Source organism: Sphingobacterium yanglingense (assembly GCF_004363245.1).
GTDB lineage: Bacteria > Bacteroidota > Bacteroidia > Sphingobacteriales > Sphingobacteriaceae > Sphingobacterium > Sphingobacterium yanglingense.
Window position 1 is genome coordinate 714,479 of the sequence record NZ_SNYV01000011.1, and the last position, 16,875, is coordinate 731,353.

Genomic DNA, 16,875 nt, shown 5'->3' on the forward strand with positions numbered 1-16,875 from the left:
ATAGTTTTTACTACACCTAAACAATTCGTTTTGAAAAATCTAAAAATAGCTATCCAAAAGTCGGGTAGATTAAATGAAAAATCTGTTCAACTTCTAAAAAACTGTGGTCTCGATTTCGAGAACTATAAAAGCTCTCTAATTACTTCTGTTTCTAATTTTAATCTAGAAATCTTGTTTTTGAGAGACGATGATATCCCTGGATATGTAGAAGAAGGTATTGCCGACCTTGGTATTGTAGGCGAAAATGTTATTGACGAAACAGAATCCAATGTGTCTTATTTACAGCGACTTGGATTTGGAAAATGCACATTAAAACTTGCTATACCTAGAGACTCTAAAATCTCTGATTTAAAAGATCTTAATGGCAAATCAATCGCAACCTCCTACCCTGTTATCCTAAAGAATTTTCTTGAGGAATATAAAATAGACGCCGATATTCAGACAATTTCTGGTTCTGTAGAAATCGCTCCAGGCCTAGGGCTAAGTGATGCTATCTGCGATATTGTATCGACTGGCGGTACACTAAAAAGCAACGGCTTGAAGCCATTTGCTGATGTACGCAAATCGGAAGCTATATTGATAGCACGCGAAGGCTTGGAAGAAAACGAAATATTAATGGAGCTGTTGCAACGGATTCAATCGGTGTTAAGAGCAAAGGAGACGAAGTATGTGGTACTTAATGTAGAAAAAAACAACCTCGAAAAAGTAACGGAATTACTAAAAGGTGTCAAAAGTCCAACCGTAGTTCCTCTCGCGGAGGAAGGTTGGGTAGCTGTACACACCGTAATTTCGGAAGATGATTTTTGGGGTAAAATCAATAAACTCAAGTCTGTGGGCGCACAAGGAATCGTGGTGATGCCTATAGAAAAAATCATATTATAATGCTAAAAGTTTACAATCAGGAAGAATTATCTCCAGCTGCTATCGAACAGCTGGTACTACGAAATACAGACCCTAATAATGCTATCTCTGACACCGTATATTCCATCATCGAAGATGTAAAAAGTTCAGGAGACAAAGCGCTAAGAGCTTATGCTTCTAAATTTGACCAGGTGGATTTGGAACAAGTATATTTGGGCAAAGACGAGATCGAGGAACTCGCCAGTACAATATCTAGAGACCAGCAACGCGCACTCGAAATCGCATTTCAAAATATTCACCGTTTTCACAGTACGCAGCTGAAACGCGAGCGAGTAACGGAAACGATGCCGGGGGTAAAATGTTGGCGTGAGGCTCGCCCTATAGAACGCGTTGGCCTTTATATCCCTGGTGGCTCGGCCGTATTGCCCTCTACCCTGCTCATGCTGGGTGTTCCGGCGAGAATAGCTGGCTGTAAAGAGATTGTGGTCTGTTCTCCTCCTCAAAAATCAGGTAAAATCAATGGATTCGTGGCTTATTGTTTGATACTATTGAAAATCGACCGCATATATCTAGTGGGAGGTGCTCAGGCTATTGCCGCTATGGCATTCGGAACGGAAACTGTGCCTAAAGTCGACAAAATATTCGGGCCGGGAAATCAATTTGTTACTAAAGCGAAAAGTATCATACAAGGTCAGACGAATGTCAGTATAGATATGCCTGCTGGACCTTCGGAAGTACTAGTAATCGCAGATGATACAGCAAACCCTGCTTATATAGCAGCAGATCTATTGGCGCAGGCCGAACATGGGCCAGACAGTCAGGCTGTACTAGTCTCTACATCTTCGGAACTGATTGCACAGGTCAATCAGGAACTGAGTAAACAGGTAAGCTTACTACCGCGCCAGGAAATAGCCAGCGCCGCGTTGGCAAATTCCTACGCTATCCTAGCGACAGATTTGAGAGCGGCGATGGATTTTTCGAATACTTATGCTCCTGAGCACCTGATCATCGAATCGGACGCTTGGCAATCCATAACTTCGCTGATACTGAATGCGGGTTCTGTCTTCCTTGGACATCTTACTCCGGAAAGTGCGGGAGATTATGCTTCGGGGACAAATCACACGCTACCTACCTCAGGCTATGCAAAATCCTACTCTGGAGTTTCTGTAGATTCGTTTATTAAGAAAATTACATTTCAGCAGATAAGTCAGGAAGGGCTACAACAGATCGGTTCGGTGGTAGAAATACTGGCTGAGCTAGAAGGACTGCATGGCCATAAAAATGCAGTCAGCATACGCAAAGCAGATTTATAATACACATAAAAAGGTAAGCAAGAGCAACTAAACTTGCTTACCTTTTATCTTATCAATATGTTCAGATAGCGTGCTCCGAGTCAGTTCATACCCTTCTTTTATCAAATCTGACGAACGATCGAAATCCCATATTCCTGAAAGGTCATTAGGAATATTTATCACATAGTCGGGCTTATACAATTGGATGCTCAATAGGCTCAGCCTGCGTCGCATCGCCATATAAGATTCCTGTAATAAATCTAATGCATTGAGTTTGCTGTATGATTTGCCTACAACCGCCTTTGGTGGACCATCTAAATTGATTGCTATCTTGATATTGTCGATATTCTGTACATAATTAATAGGTACAGGATTAAGAACACCTCCGTCGACGAGAAACTTATTAGCAATCTGTACCCCCTGAAAAACAGCAGGTATAGCTATTGAAGCCCGAATTGCAGAATAGATACTCCCCTTGCGAAAGATAACTTCCTGCTCACTAACCAAATCTGTTGCAACAGCAGTAAATTTGACACCGAGTCTCTCAATAGCAACATCTTCGAAAACCTCCTGTAGCGTACGCATAACCTTTTGACCTTTTAATATCCCAAATCTAGGATCCGAAAAGTCCATCAAACGAAACACTTCCCGCTTGGTCAGCTTACTCATCCACTCGCCCAGCTCTCCTATCTTTCCTCCAGCAAAAGCAGCTCCGACAAGCGAGCCTATAGAACAGCCTACCACCTCGTCGATTTCGACTCCCTGCTCAAGGAGCCATTGTATAGCGCCTATTTGAGAAATACCCCGTGCGCCACCGCTACCTAGAACTAAAGATACCTTCTGTTGTTGCATATTATACAGTTTTGATTAAAGATAGAAAAAAAGATAGATTTATTTTTGTCAACTGAAAGTCTAAAAAACGAGCGGTATTTGCAAAAAATAAAAACGGGTGTTACTTTTGCTAACAGTGTTAACTAAATGTTCAAACACATGAGCATAACAACAAGAAGAGAACGTGAAATTCAGGAGCTACGCAGCAAGATTATCACCCAGTCGTGGAAGATAATCACAGAGGATGGATGGCAGGCGCTATCTATTCGTAAGATTGCCGATGCAATCGAATATAGCGCACCTGTAATCTATAAACACTTTGAAAGTAAAGAGGCTATCATCGAATATTTCTCAAAGGAAGGATTCAATATCCTATCGCATGAAATGAGTTTGATACCTTCGGACAAAATCGATTCTAGCGAACGATTAAGGGATATCGCCTATACGTACTGGCGATTCGCCTCCACCTATGTGCAGCATTATAGAATCATGTTCGGCTTGGGAATCCCTCCATGCGAAGCAATTAATAGTTCGGAAGAAATGCAGCGGACCTCGAACTATATGTACAGTGCTATAGAGCAAGTCCTAGCCGATTCGGCAAATGAGACTGCAGATAAGTATCTGAAACTAAAAACCTTTTGGTATACACTTCACGGCTTCATAGCAATCGCATTATTATCAGATGACAATATCCCTTCGGCACCTACGGCTACACTGATAGACGCTGTTGAAGGTTTTATATTTACACTAAAAAACAACAAATAAACAATGAGCTTATTACAAGACTTATCCTGGAGATATGCCACTAAAAAAATGAACGGCGCTCCGGTAGCACAAGAAAAAGTAGACTATATTATCGAAGCAGCTAGAATGGCCCCTACCTCGTCGGGATTACAACCATTTAAAGTTATACAGGTAAGCAATCCGGAGCTTAAAGCTAAAATTAAACCTATCGCATTCGGACAGACACAGATTGTGGACTCTTCTCATCTTTTGATTTTTGCGGCTTATGACGAGTATACAAAAGAACGTGTAGATGCCGTATTCGCACAGCAGGAAACAGAACGGGAATTACCATTAGGCACCTCGGACGACTATAAGAATACCTTATTTGGTATGTTTGCGCAACAAACAAAAGAACAACACTTTGCACATGCTGCACGACAAGCCTATATTGGCTTCGGAATGGCGATCGCAGCAGCAGCAGAGCAACGCGTGGATGCCACGCCGATGGAAGGTTTTACAAATGCGCAACTGGACGAGCTTTTGGGACTTGACAAATTGGGACTTAAATCGGTTACTATACTGGCACTAGGTTATAGAGATGAATCAAATGACTGGTTGGTCAATTTGAAAAAAGTGAGAACAAAACCAGAAGACTTCGTCATCAATTTTAATTAATTTTTTATATTTTCTATTGAACAAGCCCTATACCGAATGGTTGGGGCTTTTTTTGTGTGTAAAAAAAAGTCTCTCTATTTATGAATAGAGAGACTTGATTATATTGGATTGAGGATTACTAAATTCCTGCAATCGCCGTATTCAATGTTGCTGAAGGACGCATTGCTGTAGAAGCAAGCTCATCATTCGGGAAGTAATAGCCACCAATACGTTGCGCTTTACCTTGTGCAGCAATCAATTCTTCATTGATTTTAGCTTCATTGGCTGTCAACGTTTCGGCCACTACTGCAAATTTAGCTGCTAAATCAGCATCTTTAGTTTGTTTTGCCAATTCCTGAGCCCAGTATAATGTCAGGTAGAAATGTGAACCACGGTTGTCTATCTGACCTACTTTACGTGCCGGAGATTTGTCATTAGCCAAGAACAATGCATTTGCCTCATCCAAAGCATCTGCCAGAACCTGAGCTTTGCTATTATTCTGTGTTTGTGCCAAATGCTCCAAAGAAGCCTGTAAAGCCAAGAACTCACCTAATGAATCCCAACGCAAATAGCCTTCTTCTAAGAATTGTTCTACGTGCTTCGGTGCTGAACCGCCTGCTCCTGTTTCGAATAGGCCACCACCATTCATTAAAGGAACGATAGATAACATCTTAGCAGAAGTACCAACTTCTAAGATTGGGAATAAATCGGTAAGATAATCGCGTAAAACATTACCAGTTACAGAAATAGTGTCTTCTCCTTCACGAATACGGTCTAATGAGAATCTAGTAGCCTCTACTGGAGACATTACGAAGATATCTAAACCATTTGTATCAAAATCACCTAGGTATTTCTCTACTTTCTTAATAATTTCTCTATCGTGTGCACGCGCCTCGTCCAACCAGAATACTGCCGGAGTAGCCGATAGACGAGCACGGTTAACTGCTAACTTAACCCAGTCTTGAATAGGAGCATCTTTTGTCTGACACATACGGAAGATATCGCCAGCTTCTACAGCTTGGCTCATGTATACATCGCCATTTGCATCTACAACACGGATTGTACCTTTAGCTGTCGCTTGAAAAGTTTTATCATGAGAACCGTATTCCTCTGCTTTCTGCGCCATCAAACCTACGTTTGGCACAGATCCCATTGTTTTAGGATCTAACGCTCCATTTTCTTTACAGTCTTCAATCATAGCTTCGTAGACTCCCGCATACGAACGGTCTGGAATCATCGCAATGGTATCACGTTCTGCACCTGCTTTATCCCACATTTTACCGCCTATACGTATCATTGCAGGCATAGAAGCATCTACGATTACGTCAGAAGGAACGTGAAGATTGGTAATTCCTTTATCAGAGTTAACCATAGCCAAATCAGGGCCGTTAGCTATAGCAGCCTCGATAGCGGCTTTAACTTCGCCTTCTTTTTCATTGCCCGCAATTTTAGCGAATACCTCGCCCAAGCCGTTATTTTTATTGATACCTAAAGAAGCAAACAATTCGCCATATTTTGCAAATACTTCTTTAAAATATACTTCTACAATAGCACCAAAGATGATAGGGTCTGAAACCTTCATCATAGTTGCTTTTAAGTGTGCTGACAATAAAACTCCAGCTGCTTTAGCTTCTGCAATAGTAGCTGCAACGAAGTCTTTTAATTTAGCAACATTCATGACGGAAGAGTCAATGACTTCGCCCGCTTTCAAAGGAGCTAAACCTTTTAATTCTTTTACAGAACCGTCTGCAGCAACAAATTCTATCTTATACTGAGACTCTTTTTCTATGGTCACAGATTGCTCTGTCGCATAAAAATCGCCCTCTGTCATAGAAGCAACCTTCGTCTTACTATCTGCGGCCCAAGCGCCCATTCTATGTGGATTTGCTTTTGCATAGTTCTTTACTGCTTTCGGTGCTCTACGGTCCGAGTTTCCTTCTCTCAATACCGGATTTACAGCCGAGCCCAAAACCTTAGCATAACTTGCTTTGATTTTTTCTTCTTCATCATTAGAAGGGTTATCTGGGTAATTAGGTATTGCGTAGCCTGCAAGCTGCAATTCTGCAATAGCCGCTTTTAATTGAGGTATAGAAGCCGAAATATTTGGTAACTTAATAATATTCGCGTCAGGTGTAGTAGCTAACTGCCCCAATTCTGCTAAAGCATCTACTGTCTGTTGCTCTGGTTTCAAATACGAATTAAAATTGGCAAGAATACGTCCAGCCAATGAAATATCTCTCAACTCAACGTCAATATCAGCAGTTTTTGCAAATGCTTGTACAATCGGTAAAAAGGAATAAGTAGCCAATAGTGGCGCCTCATCTGTTTTGGTGTAAATAATCTTAGAAGACATAGTTTCTGTTGAAGTATTATTAATTTTTCGTTTTAAGAGTCTGAATATTGAAATATTTAGTAGATATTTTCAAAATTCGCCTAAAGATAACAAAATCAAAGGTAAATACGCATAAAAGCCTAAAATATGACTTTGTTTCCAACTGCCAGGCCATTGTTTTTTGCCAATACGCCACACATATGGAATAACAAGCGAGCACCTACGTTTCCGTCCCATTCGTCCTCACCTGGAGCGACTTCAACTAAGTCCATTCCAATGATTTTCTTATTTGATTCCGCAAGACGACTTAAGGCATATACCGCCTGCTCGTAAGATAGACCTCCCGGTACAGGTGTACCGGTATTCGGGCAATACCACTGATACAGGGCATCAATATCGAAGCTCACCGCTACATTGTCCGGTAATAATGCAATAGCTTCGTCGACCTGCTCTTGCCAGGTCTTGCCCTCAAATTGCCCCTTTTTCAAATCAGCATCGGTAAAGACCTTCACTTTCGATGAACCTTTGACAACTTCTACTTCCTGCTCGCAGAAATCACGGATACCAACCTGTACGAGCTTAGACACCTCCGGCAACTGTATCGCATTGTACATGATAGAAGCATGTGAGTAGGTAAATCCTTCATATGCAATCCGCAAATCCATATGTGCGTCAAAGTGAAATATACCAAAGTCGCCATAAATCGATGCTAGAGCTTGATAATAACCATAAGGAGTAGAATGATCTCCACCCAATAAGATAACTTTCTTGCCTTTATTTATCCATGAAGTAACAAGCTCTTTAAGTTCGGCATTGAGCACTGCTGAGGCTTCATTTATTTTAGCTAAGCCCGCCTTTAAAACAGGATTGTCATCCACTACCTCACCATTCTCTAAGGCCTCGATAATAGGTTGAGCCATATCTTTGTACATGGCGCTATTTGTTTTCCAATGCGCAGGTCCTTCGTCTAGATAGATGCCCAATTTCCATAACTCTGGAAATTCCTGATGCAATAGGTCTACTTGAAATGAAGCATCCAATATCGCTTCCGGACCTTCAGAGGCTCCTGCACCATAGCTCACCGTTACTTCCCAAGGCACGGAAACAATAATAATTTCACTCTCCTCTGCCGAAAAAGGCAATCCATAAATACTTGCATCTGCTAATCCTGGTTGAGAAGGATCAAAAGTTGCAATCTTATCTTCTTTTGTTGACATAAATAGCATTTTTTAATACGTGTCGCAAAGATACTATTTCTATAAAAATAAAACAGCAACCATTTAAATGGTTGCTGTTTCTATAGCTTTTGTAAAAGTTTATTTTTTATAGTATTTCATCGCTTCAGGTATTAGACTCTGAAGCTGTGTAATCCTTCTTGCATCACTAGGGTGTGTACTCGTCCACTCCGCAGGTTGATTACCAGATTTGGCACCAGCCATACGCTCCCAGAATTTGACCGCTTCATTGGGATTATATCCAGCCATAGCCATAATAATTAATCCTGCTCTATCCGCTGCTAATTCGTCATCTCTGGAGAATTTTAGCATACCAATAGGTGCTCCAATACCATAAGTCAGATTGAGTGCATCCAGCCATTTATTATCTGTAGTTGCTGAAGCTACACCGATTATCTGCCCAATCCCCTGTGCTGCGATTTTGTTAGAGACCTGTGCTACAGAGTGCTCTTCAATCGCGTGCGCAATTTCATGTCCCATTACAGTCGCTAGGCCGGCATCTGTACCTGTAAATGGCAGAATACCTGTAAATACAGCGACCTTACCGCCTGGCATACACCAAGCATTGACTTCGTCGTTCTGGATAAGATTAAACTCCCAGTTAAAGTTGTAACGATCTGCCATACCTCGCTGTTGTAAAAACCGCATAGTAGCCGCGGCGATATCATTACCCACCCGTTTTACAGCAGTAGCATTAGCTGTTCCGGTAACGACCTTCGTGCTAGAATTGGATAAAAACTCCTTATATGCCAATGCTGCCTGGTCATTTATTGTACTACTATCTACCAATTTAAGATATTTCCTACCCGTGATTGCTGAGGTAGCACAACCAGCGAATGTTGCTCCGATCAACAAAATCGCCGTGTATTTAAATAGCTTTTTCATCTGTATAAACTTATAATTAGATATTGACTCTCTGTACTAGATTTTTTAAAACAAACCGTATGCCTAAAAGTTTAATTATTCTTTCTTTTTCTTGAACAGGTAAATCTTAGATTCATGTCCCTTTAAGAGTCGTTCAATATTCTTTTGATGTGTTATCAATATTAATGCACATATCGCAATAGCATATAGCATAATCGATGGTACCGTCGTCTTAAAAATCAATGCTAAACTGATCGGAAAAGTAAATCCGGCCGAAATCGAGCTCAATGAAACATAATGTGTAATCAGCAAGCACAATATAAATACAGACACACAACATAATGCTGCTGGCCAATGTATAGCGAGTACCATCCCAAATAAGGTGGCCACACCCTTTCCTCCTCTAAATCCAGCGAACAATGGGAATAAATGGCCCAGAACAGCAATCACCCCAAGAGCCAATTGAAAATTGACAAAATGCGGTGACTTATAATCGCCTACAATGGTGGTATCCAATAGATAAGGGAGATTAGTTGCCGTCCAACCTTTAAAAATATCAACAAACATAACGATAGCGCCAGCCTTCTTCCCTAATACACGGAACGTATTGGTAGCTCCTGCATTACCACTACCGTACTCTCTAACATCTACCCCATAAAAAGCTTGACCAAACCATACAGCTGTAGGTATGGAACCAAATAAATAGGCAAGAATTACAATACTTACTAAGTAAATCGAAATCATTAAATCCTATTAAATAAGTTTAGCTTTCAAACTCAAATCGAGACTTTTTACCGAGTGTGTCAATGCACCTACGGATATAAAGTCTACCCCTGTCACAGCGTACGAACGAATTGTTTCTAAGGTAATTCCACCAGAAGCTTCAGTTATGAGTCTACCATCTACTAGCTGTACCGCTTTTCGTACATCATCAGGCACAAAATTATCGAACATCACACGATCTACTCCTGTACATTGAAGGAGCTCCTTTAATTCTTCAAAATTACGGATCTCTACTTCTATCTGAATATCGATGCCCGTGCGCTTCTTATAATCCACCGCATTATTCACAGCCGCAGAGACACTGCCAGCATAATCAACATGATTATCTTTAATCAATATCATATCGTACAGTCCGAAACGATGATTGACTCCTCCTCCTATTACCACGGCTCTTTTTTCTAAAAACCGGAGCAAAGGTGTTGTCTTTCTTGTATCCAAGACATGTGCATTGGTTCCTTCCAATTCTTTGACATACTCGGCTGTCCGAGTAGCGATCCCAGACATACGTTGCATCACATTCAATACCAGACGTTCGGCCTTTAGAATAGAATGAATTTTGCCTTTGGCAATCAATACGATATCCCCAACCTTTACCTGCTTCCCATCTTCAATAAAAACCTCGACCTGTAATGAAGAATCGACCTGACGTAATATCTCGACTCCCACCTCTACGCCGGCCAAGATCCCATCCTCCTTTACCAATAATTTTGCTTCGCCCAGTTTATCCTCCGGCAATGCCGCCAAAGAAGTATGGTCTCCATCTCTAACATCTTCCTCCAAAGCCTGTTGAACAAAATTGCTCAACTCTTTCTTATACTCTTGATCCATTTAATTAGCGTCAAATATTAAGCTAAGATGAATAAAATAAATTTATTCTAAAAAATAATTGTGTATTAACTCCTGTATTATCACTCGATACGAAGCTCTGATATCGATGCAGCTCCCTTCAACTCAATCACTTTGACCAAAACACGAAAATTTTGTTTTGTAGTTTTAATACTATAGATGAAATAGCGATTGGACGGACTATTGCCAGCAGCGGTCATGCGCTTTACCTCTGTCACCTTATACTGTCTAAAAAAATCGGCTAAAAGTAATTCCCCCTGAAATCTCGTGACCACCTGCTCCTCGCGATTGATCGAAAGTGTAATAGATGACGAAAAACTCTTTGTCAGCGCTTTCGCATTATTACCTTTCAGTGCTTGAATGACTAAGCTGTTTATGTCTGTGACCTGAAAAGCACACAACAAAATGAACACAGGAAAAGCAATAAAAACAGATCTCTTGGTCAGTATCATCTAAAGCAAATAAAGTATAATAACACGGTTTAAAAGGCTAAGTACTGAGCCAAAACTATGCCACAATTACGATGTTTAAACCTAGTTTAATCAAAAATTTCTCTTTTAAAATCATTATATTTGTGTGTGAACAATTCAAATCAAAAGAAAGTAGCCTTACTCATCCTGGATGGATTAGGGTATGGCAAAGAAGATAATTCAAATGCAGTACGTGCTGCACAGATACCTTTTCTAGACAAGTTGCTATCAACCTATCCGAACTCTAAATTAGAAGCGTCCGGTGAATCTGTAGGCTTACCTGAAGGCCAAATGGGCAATTCTGAAGTGGGCCATATGAATCTAGGTGCCGGTCGCGTGGTATACCAAGAATTAGGTCGTATCAACAAAGCTGCGCGCGAAGGTGATTTTAACAGTGACCCTACCATACAGAAGGCCTTTCAATACGCTAGTACGAATAATAAAAAGGTGCATTTTATAGGGCTATTATCCGATGGTGGCGTACATGCACATATCGAACATCTCAAAGCATTATGTGATGCCGCACAAAAGTTTGGTCTATCCAACGATAATGTATTCATTCATGCCTTTATGGATGGTCGTGATACCGATCCTAATGGCGGCGTAGGCTACCTTCAGGATCTACAATCCCATCTAGCGCATTCGTGCGGAAAAATAGCCTCTGCTATAGGGCGTTACTATGCCATGGACAGGGATAATCGTTGGGAACGCGTACAGCAGGCTTATAACTTGCTTACTCAGGGTGCGGGTACCCATACCACAGATATCATTTCTGCAGTACAGCATTCGTATGCCGAGGGAATCACCGACGAGTTTATCAAACCTATCGTCATGGTGGACGGTAATGGTTTACCTGTAGCTACTATTTCCGATGGCGATGTGGTTATCTGTTTCAACTTTAGAACGGACCGTGGACGCGAAATATCAATCGCCCTTACACAAGAGGCATTCCCAGACTATAATATGGTTCCTTTAGACTTATATTATGTTACCATGACGGCCTACGATGAGACTTTTAAAAATGTGAATGTCGTTTTTGAGAAAGATAACCTCTCTCAAACACTTGGCGAAGCGCTAGCTGCACAAGGAAAAACACAGGTCCGTATAGCGGAAACGGAAAAATACCCACACGTTACATTCTTCTTTTCCGGAGGTCGGGAGACCGAGTTTGATGGCGAGCGTCGCCTATTGATACCTTCACCAAAAGTTGCTACCTACGATCTACAACCTGAAATGAGTGCTGTCGGTATTACACAGGCAATCTCTGAGGATATCAGAAATAACCAACCTGATTTTATATGTCTCAACTTTGCCAATCCAGACATGGTTGGACATACTGGTGTATTTGATGCAGTAGTCAAGGCTGTAGAGACGGTCGACCGCTGTACACAGCAGGTAGTAGAGACAGGTCTAGCTTATGGTTACTCCTTCATTATATTGGCCGACCACGGTAACTCCGAGTTTATGGTCAATGAAGATGGATCACCAAACACTGCTCACACCACCAATCTGGTGCCTTGTATATTGATTGATAAGGACTATACGCATATAAAAGATGGAAAACTTGGGGATGTTGCTCCGACCGTTCTTAAACTATTAGGTCTAAACATTCCAACAGAAATGACTGGTGATGTTCTGGTATATTAATTATCATAAAAAACAAAGAGCTGTTGCGCTGGGGCTTCTTAGCCTCAGTGTAGGGCTAAGTTTATCCTGCGAGTCACCCTCTGCTGAAAAAAAAGGGAATCTAGTCGCTCCTGAATTCGATTTACCTTCTTTTTTTCAGAAAGAAATCGCATCGTTGAATACTGCGAAACCGAAGATAAAAAAGACAGTACAAAAGGACAGTATATCAGAAACCAAAGAGCTGATTATTGCAGATTGGAACAAAGAGTTAACTAGCTTTCTAGCTGTAGATCTTAACAAAGCTGCCTATCGGGGCACTTTTCAAAAAGATAGTACGGACCATACCGTTGTTTATACCTTTACAGACTCTTCTGTGGATCTATCTTCTTTAAAAATTGTATATGTGGACAATATCCCTACACAATTTACCATTAAAAAGTCCACACAAAATCTGTTGTACAATACTTCAGAAAACCTAGAGTATATCAAAGGCAAAAGCTACAGTATAGATAAACTACAATCTGTGTATATGTTGGGTACCCAACATTACAAAATAATGGGTATAATAGAGTAATGCACATTCAAAAAAAAGGCCGGTCTATGTAGACCGGCCTTTTTCATTATCCATTTTCCTTTTTCTTCAATGCCTTTTTCTGAGACTTGATATTTAGGTATTCCACCAGTACCGAAAATGCCATCGCAAAGTAGATATATCCTTTAGGGATATGCTGATCAAAAGCCTCAGCCGTAAGAGATACCCCGATCAATAATAAGAATGCCAAAGCCAGCATTTTCACTGATGGATAGTCATTAACAAATTTGCTAATCGATTCTGCTGACAACAGCATAATGCCTACAGCGACTATAACCGAAGCAATCATCACTCCGATCTGATCCACCATACCGACAGCCGTAATCACGGAATCTAAAGAGAATACTAAATCTAAAATAAGTATCTGTACGATGATGGAAGCAAATGAAACCACTTTCTTACCTACTGTAGCCATCTCTACCTCACCTTCCACCTTATGGTGAATTTCGGTCGTACTTTTATAAATCAAAAATAATCCACCGATAAAGAGAATCAGATCACGTCCAGACAAAACAAAGTATCGTGCATACTTTTCATTAGTCCAGTCGAACCACTCCGAGAGATTAATAAGTGGGGCGGTAAGACCCATAACCCATTTTATTGAAAACAGAAGCAGTACGCGCATCACCAATGCCAACAAAAGACCGATCTGTCTTGCTTTCTTTTGCTGTTCTACAGGCAGTTTGGCACTTTGAATAGATATAAAAACAATATTATCTATACCGAGTACAATCTCCAGTACAGTCAATGTTAAAAAAGAAATCCAGATTTGTGGGTCAGTGATCCATTCCATATATTATATTTTTTTTAACCGTAAAAATAAAAAATAGAACGAATATTCCTAATACCTGACCAAAGAAATAATATTGTCGCTAAAACGGGTTAATCGTCCCTCTCCTTTCAGAAAATCCAGGCTTATTATAAACGAAAATCCTACCACTACCCCTCCAAGCTTTTCGATTAGCTTGGCACTCGCTACAACAGTGCCTCCCGTAGCGAGTAAATCATCGTGAACCAACACCCGTGCTCCGGGATCAATAGCATCTTCATGCATTTCGATTGTCGCTTGACCATATTCTAACTTATAAGATTCAGCTATTGTTTTGTAAGGCAGTCGTCCCTGCTTTCTGATTGGAACGAACGGAATACCTAATCTCGTAGCCAGCATCAATCCAAACAAAAAACCCCGGCTCTCCACTCCTGCTATCACATCGATGTCTATCCCTTTGAGGCGCTCCACCAAATCATCAACAATTGCCATACAGAGGCCAGCGTCTTTCAGTATAGGGGTAATATCTTTGAATACAACTCCAGGAGTTGGGAAATCAGGAATATCGCGAACGACAGACCGCAGTTTTTGTTCTAACATCTTACTTAAAATTCTAAATACGGCTCAATTTTACGCAAAAAATCTTGATCCAATAGCTCGATTCCTGTTAAACTTTCCAAATTTTTATACCCTCCATGCTGCGCCCTATAATTGACTATCCATTGTGCGTGCTTCCTAGAAATATACGGATGCTTTGAAAGTTCATCGATTGTACACCTATTTATCGCAATTTTCCGTATAGCCGTAGCAGCTCCAAGATATAACTGTTGTCGTATAGACTCATAAGTCTCTGGTGGAAGCCCATATACTTCGGCAATCTGATTGACATCACAGAAACCTCCTAGCGCATTTCGATAATTGACAATCCGTTTGGCAAATACAGGTCCAATACCTCGTAATGTCACCCAATCGACACTATCTGCAGTCGTAATATCGATCAGCGGCGTACTTTTCCTTTCAATAGCTTTCTGTCCTTCTGCGGTCTTTGCTTCTTGTGCAAACATGCCTTCCCCCTTATCTATCAATTTACTTTTATCAATCTTGACATAGGGAGCCAATCGTTCGTACTGCGCCTTCGAAATAGTATACATTTTGGACAAATCCTCCTTATTCAGGAACTTTCCACCTTTTGCTTCATAATTCTTAATTGCCTGAGCTTGCTTATGAGACAGCCCCAGACGTCCCCATTGTTCGATAGACAACCCATTTGGGTCAAACATTGTAAGTGGAAGAAGCTTCTTATTAGAGTTTCTATTGATTTTTCTCTCCTCAGCGCCTTCATGAGTCTGGATATCTTCCTGTTCCAGAAAGGTCAGCTCATAGTCCAATGATTCCTCCTTGCGGACCATATCGTACAAATAAGGCACTGCAAGTTGACACAGAATAAGCACGCTGAGCATTATAAAACCACGTTGCTCAGCCAGAGAAAGTTCAAAATATTTAAAAAACTTCTTCATAAATAGCCTCTGTTTTATATTTGAGACCAATTGGTTAATAATCTTTACTTAAATTTGGTAAATTAATATGGTAATCTGAAATGTATTTTGTCAACGCTCCCTTTTTTCTACGTTGGATGTATCCTAATGTAACCTGGAACAGGTCCCGGTTGGATAAGAAGATATACTTAACATTTGACGATGGCCCCATTCCGGAGATTACCCCCTGGATTTTGGATCTCCTACAAGAGCACCAAATTAAAGCGACATTCTTCTGTGTAGGCGAAAACATTGTTAAACATCCCACTATCTATCAGCGTCTTATTCTAGAGGGACATCGCATAGGTAATCACACGTTCAATCATCTCAAAGGATGGGATACTGCAGATGACATCTATTTTCAAAACATCGAACTCTGCCAACAGCATACACAAAGCAACCTCTTCAGGCCTCCCTATGCGCGAGCAACAAAGTCACAGATCAATCTGTTAAACAAAGAATATGAGCTTATTTACTATGACGTATTATCAGGTGATTTCGATCTTAAGCTTAGTCCAGAACAATGCTATAAAAATGTTTTAAAGCATACTAAAAATGGCTCCATCATTGTCTTTCATGACAACTTAAAAGCCATTCCTAGGGTCAAATATGCGCTACCAAGAGTTATAGCCCATTTTCTAGAAAAAGGATATACCTTTGATACGCTCTAGTTACTCTCTTTTACTACTCTAAGACCATACTCCTTAGCGCTACTCACACTAAAATATCCGAGCGCTCCATTTGATATGTTCGAAGTGGGGTTTGCAGGAGCAGCACTACCTGGGTTCAGCATTTGAATATCATTCCAATAGGTGTACACTTCTTTAGCCACACATTGTCGCCGTACAACCACACTATCTCCTAACTCAATAGAATTGTCCCGATCCGTTATCTGATGAGAAACGTACAGACCATCATTAAATTTATCACTGTAGGCGCTGGCAAACTTAAACCCTTTACCATTTATGGCGATATCATATTTATAATAATTGGGTATATCTTTAGGGTCGTCAAATTTTAGAACAACGGAATAATAAGTTTTACTAAACAGCGTTTCTTCCTTTATGGCAATTGAATCCACTGGCACAAAAACGTCCATCTTGGTCGATGATTGATACACCCCTTCCTCTACGTTTACAGTTAGGTTATAAGACAATCCCGCCACCGGTTTAAAGCCTTCCTTTACATAGAGGCCCTCCCCTTTATCGACAAATTCGAACAATCTTCCCTTACTATCTGCTACGGTCACCTTCGCTCCCGTGATAGCTTCACTTGATATTGGAGCTCCAAAATCCACCGTTCGGGATACCCGGATCATCTGTTTATTACTTAAATCATTCAAATCCGCCTCGATCACGATTTTAGGATTAGCACTGTTTAAGTCCACTTCTATCAAGTCTTCACAAGAGACCAACAGAAAAGCGAAACTCATTAATATATAGAATCTGAGCAATTTCAT

General features: G+C 40.7%; 18 protein-coding genes. 7 read left to right on the forward strand and 11 right to left on the reverse strand.

Going from position 1 to position 16,875, the window contains the following annotated elements:
* Positions 1–30: 30 nt before the first annotated feature.
* Both hisG and hisD read left to right on the forward strand, forming a co-directional pair.
* Positions 31–882 carry an ATP phosphoribosyltransferase gene (gene hisG, locus CLV99_RS05385; protein ID WP_133583453.1) on the forward strand — a complete coding sequence of 284 codons (852 nt, stop codon included), beginning with the start codon at positions 31–33 and terminating at the stop codon, positions 880–882.
* On the forward strand, positions 882–2,174 hold the full coding sequence (hisD, locus tag CLV99_RS05390; RefSeq protein WP_133583454.1) for a histidinol dehydrogenase: 1,293 nt from the start codon (positions 882–884) through the stop codon (positions 2,172–2,174). Before hisG ends, hisD begins: the two co-directional genes overlap by 1 nt.
* 27 nt (positions 2,175–2,201) lie before the next feature.
* Here the strand turns inward: hisD and CLV99_RS05395 are convergent, their stop codons facing one another.
* On the reverse strand, positions 2,202–3,005 hold the full coding sequence (locus CLV99_RS05395; protein ID WP_133583455.1) for a patatin-like phospholipase family protein: 804 nt from the start codon (positions 3,003–3,005) through the stop codon (positions 2,202–2,204).
* Between the two features lie 138 nt (positions 3,006–3,143).
* Between CLV99_RS05395 and CLV99_RS05400 the strand changes: the two genes are divergently transcribed.
* On the forward strand, positions 3,144–3,749 hold the full coding sequence (locus CLV99_RS05400; protein ID WP_133583456.1) for a TetR/AcrR family transcriptional regulator: 606 nt from the start codon (positions 3,144–3,146) through the stop codon (positions 3,747–3,749).
* 3 nt (positions 3,750–3,752) lie between these two features.
* On the forward strand, positions 3,753–4,385 hold the full coding sequence (locus CLV99_RS05405) for a nitroreductase family protein (RefSeq protein WP_133583457.1): 633 nt from the start codon (positions 3,753–3,755) through the stop codon (positions 4,383–4,385).
* A 118-nt stretch (positions 4,386–4,503) separates the two neighbouring features.
* Here CLV99_RS05405 and CLV99_RS05410 read toward each other — a convergent pair whose 3' ends face one another.
* The 6 genes from CLV99_RS05410 to CLV99_RS05435 form a co-directional block, all read right to left on the reverse strand.
* A complete protein-coding gene (locus tag CLV99_RS05410) occupies positions 4,504–6,717 on the reverse strand; it encodes an NADP-dependent isocitrate dehydrogenase (protein ID WP_133583458.1) in 2,214 nt (737 codons plus the stop codon).
* 119 nt (positions 6,718–6,836) lie between these two features.
* Positions 6,837–7,913, reverse strand: a complete 1,077-nt coding sequence (locus CLV99_RS05415; RefSeq protein WP_133583459.1) for an agmatinase family protein — start codon at positions 7,911–7,913, stop codon at positions 6,837–6,839.
* 99 nt (positions 7,914–8,012) lie between these two features.
* Complete coding sequence (locus CLV99_RS05420; RefSeq protein ID WP_133583460.1) at positions 8,013–8,816, reverse strand: M48 family metallopeptidase; 804 nt, start codon at positions 8,814–8,816, stop codon at positions 8,013–8,015.
* Positions 8,817–8,891: 75 nt separating this feature from the next.
* Complete coding sequence (gene plsY / locus CLV99_RS05425) at positions 8,892–9,539, reverse strand: glycerol-3-phosphate 1-O-acyltransferase PlsY (RefSeq protein WP_133583461.1); 648 nt, start codon at positions 9,537–9,539, stop codon at positions 8,892–8,894.
* A gap of 9 nt (positions 9,540–9,548) precedes the next feature.
* The gene (gene nadC, locus CLV99_RS05430) at positions 9,549–10,406 is read right to left on the reverse strand and encodes a carboxylating nicotinate-nucleotide diphosphorylase (protein WP_133583462.1); all 858 of its coding nucleotides are present in this window, start codon (positions 10,404–10,406) and stop codon (positions 9,549–9,551) included.
* A gap of 80 nt (positions 10,407–10,486) precedes the next feature.
* A complete protein-coding gene (locus CLV99_RS05435) occupies positions 10,487–10,876 on the reverse strand; it encodes a DUF4783 domain-containing protein (protein WP_133583463.1) in 390 nt (129 codons plus the stop codon).
* 126 nt (positions 10,877–11,002) lie between these two features.
* Between CLV99_RS05435 and gpmI the strand changes: the two genes are divergently transcribed.
* Entirely contained in the window at positions 11,003–12,541 is a 1,539-nt protein-coding gene (gpmI, locus tag CLV99_RS05440) for a 2,3-bisphosphoglycerate-independent phosphoglycerate mutase (protein WP_133583464.1), read from the forward strand.
* Positions 12,525–13,094, forward strand: a complete 570-nt coding sequence (locus CLV99_RS05445; RefSeq protein ID WP_133583465.1) for a hypothetical protein — start codon at positions 12,525–12,527, stop codon at positions 13,092–13,094. Before gpmI ends, CLV99_RS05445 begins: the two co-directional genes overlap by 17 nt.
* Before the next feature lie 46 nt (positions 13,095–13,140).
* On the opposite strand, the gene CLV99_RS05450 is transcribed toward CLV99_RS05445, so the two are convergent.
* Genes CLV99_RS05450 through CLV99_RS05460 form a run of 3 tightly spaced genes read right to left on the reverse strand, consistent with a single transcriptional unit; the run spans position 13,141 to position 15,398 of the window.
* Complete coding sequence (locus CLV99_RS05450) at positions 13,141–13,905, reverse strand: TerC family protein (RefSeq protein WP_133583466.1); 765 nt, start codon at positions 13,903–13,905, stop codon at positions 13,141–13,143.
* 48 nt (positions 13,906–13,953) lie between these two features.
* Complete coding sequence (locus CLV99_RS05455; RefSeq protein ID WP_133583467.1) at positions 13,954–14,481, reverse strand: adenine phosphoribosyltransferase; 528 nt, start codon at positions 14,479–14,481, stop codon at positions 13,954–13,956.
* Between the two features lie 5 nt (positions 14,482–14,486).
* Positions 14,487–15,398 carry a ComEA family DNA-binding protein gene (locus CLV99_RS05460; RefSeq protein WP_133583468.1) on the reverse strand — a complete coding sequence of 304 codons (912 nt, stop codon included), beginning with the start codon at positions 15,396–15,398 and terminating at the stop codon, positions 14,487–14,489.
* 80 nt (positions 15,399–15,478) lie between these two features.
* Between CLV99_RS05460 and CLV99_RS05465 the strand changes: the two genes are divergently transcribed.
* A complete protein-coding gene (locus CLV99_RS05465; RefSeq protein ID WP_133583469.1) occupies positions 15,479–16,087 on the forward strand; it encodes a polysaccharide deacetylase family protein in 609 nt (202 codons plus the stop codon).
* On the opposite strand, the gene CLV99_RS05470 is transcribed toward CLV99_RS05465, so the two are convergent.
* Positions 16,084–16,875 (reverse strand): DUF4249 domain-containing protein, encoded by a 792-nt coding sequence (locus CLV99_RS05470; protein WP_133583470.1) that lies wholly within the window; start codon positions 16,873–16,875, stop codon positions 16,084–16,086. The two genes, CLV99_RS05465 and CLV99_RS05470, sit on opposite strands and share 4 nt — an antisense overlap.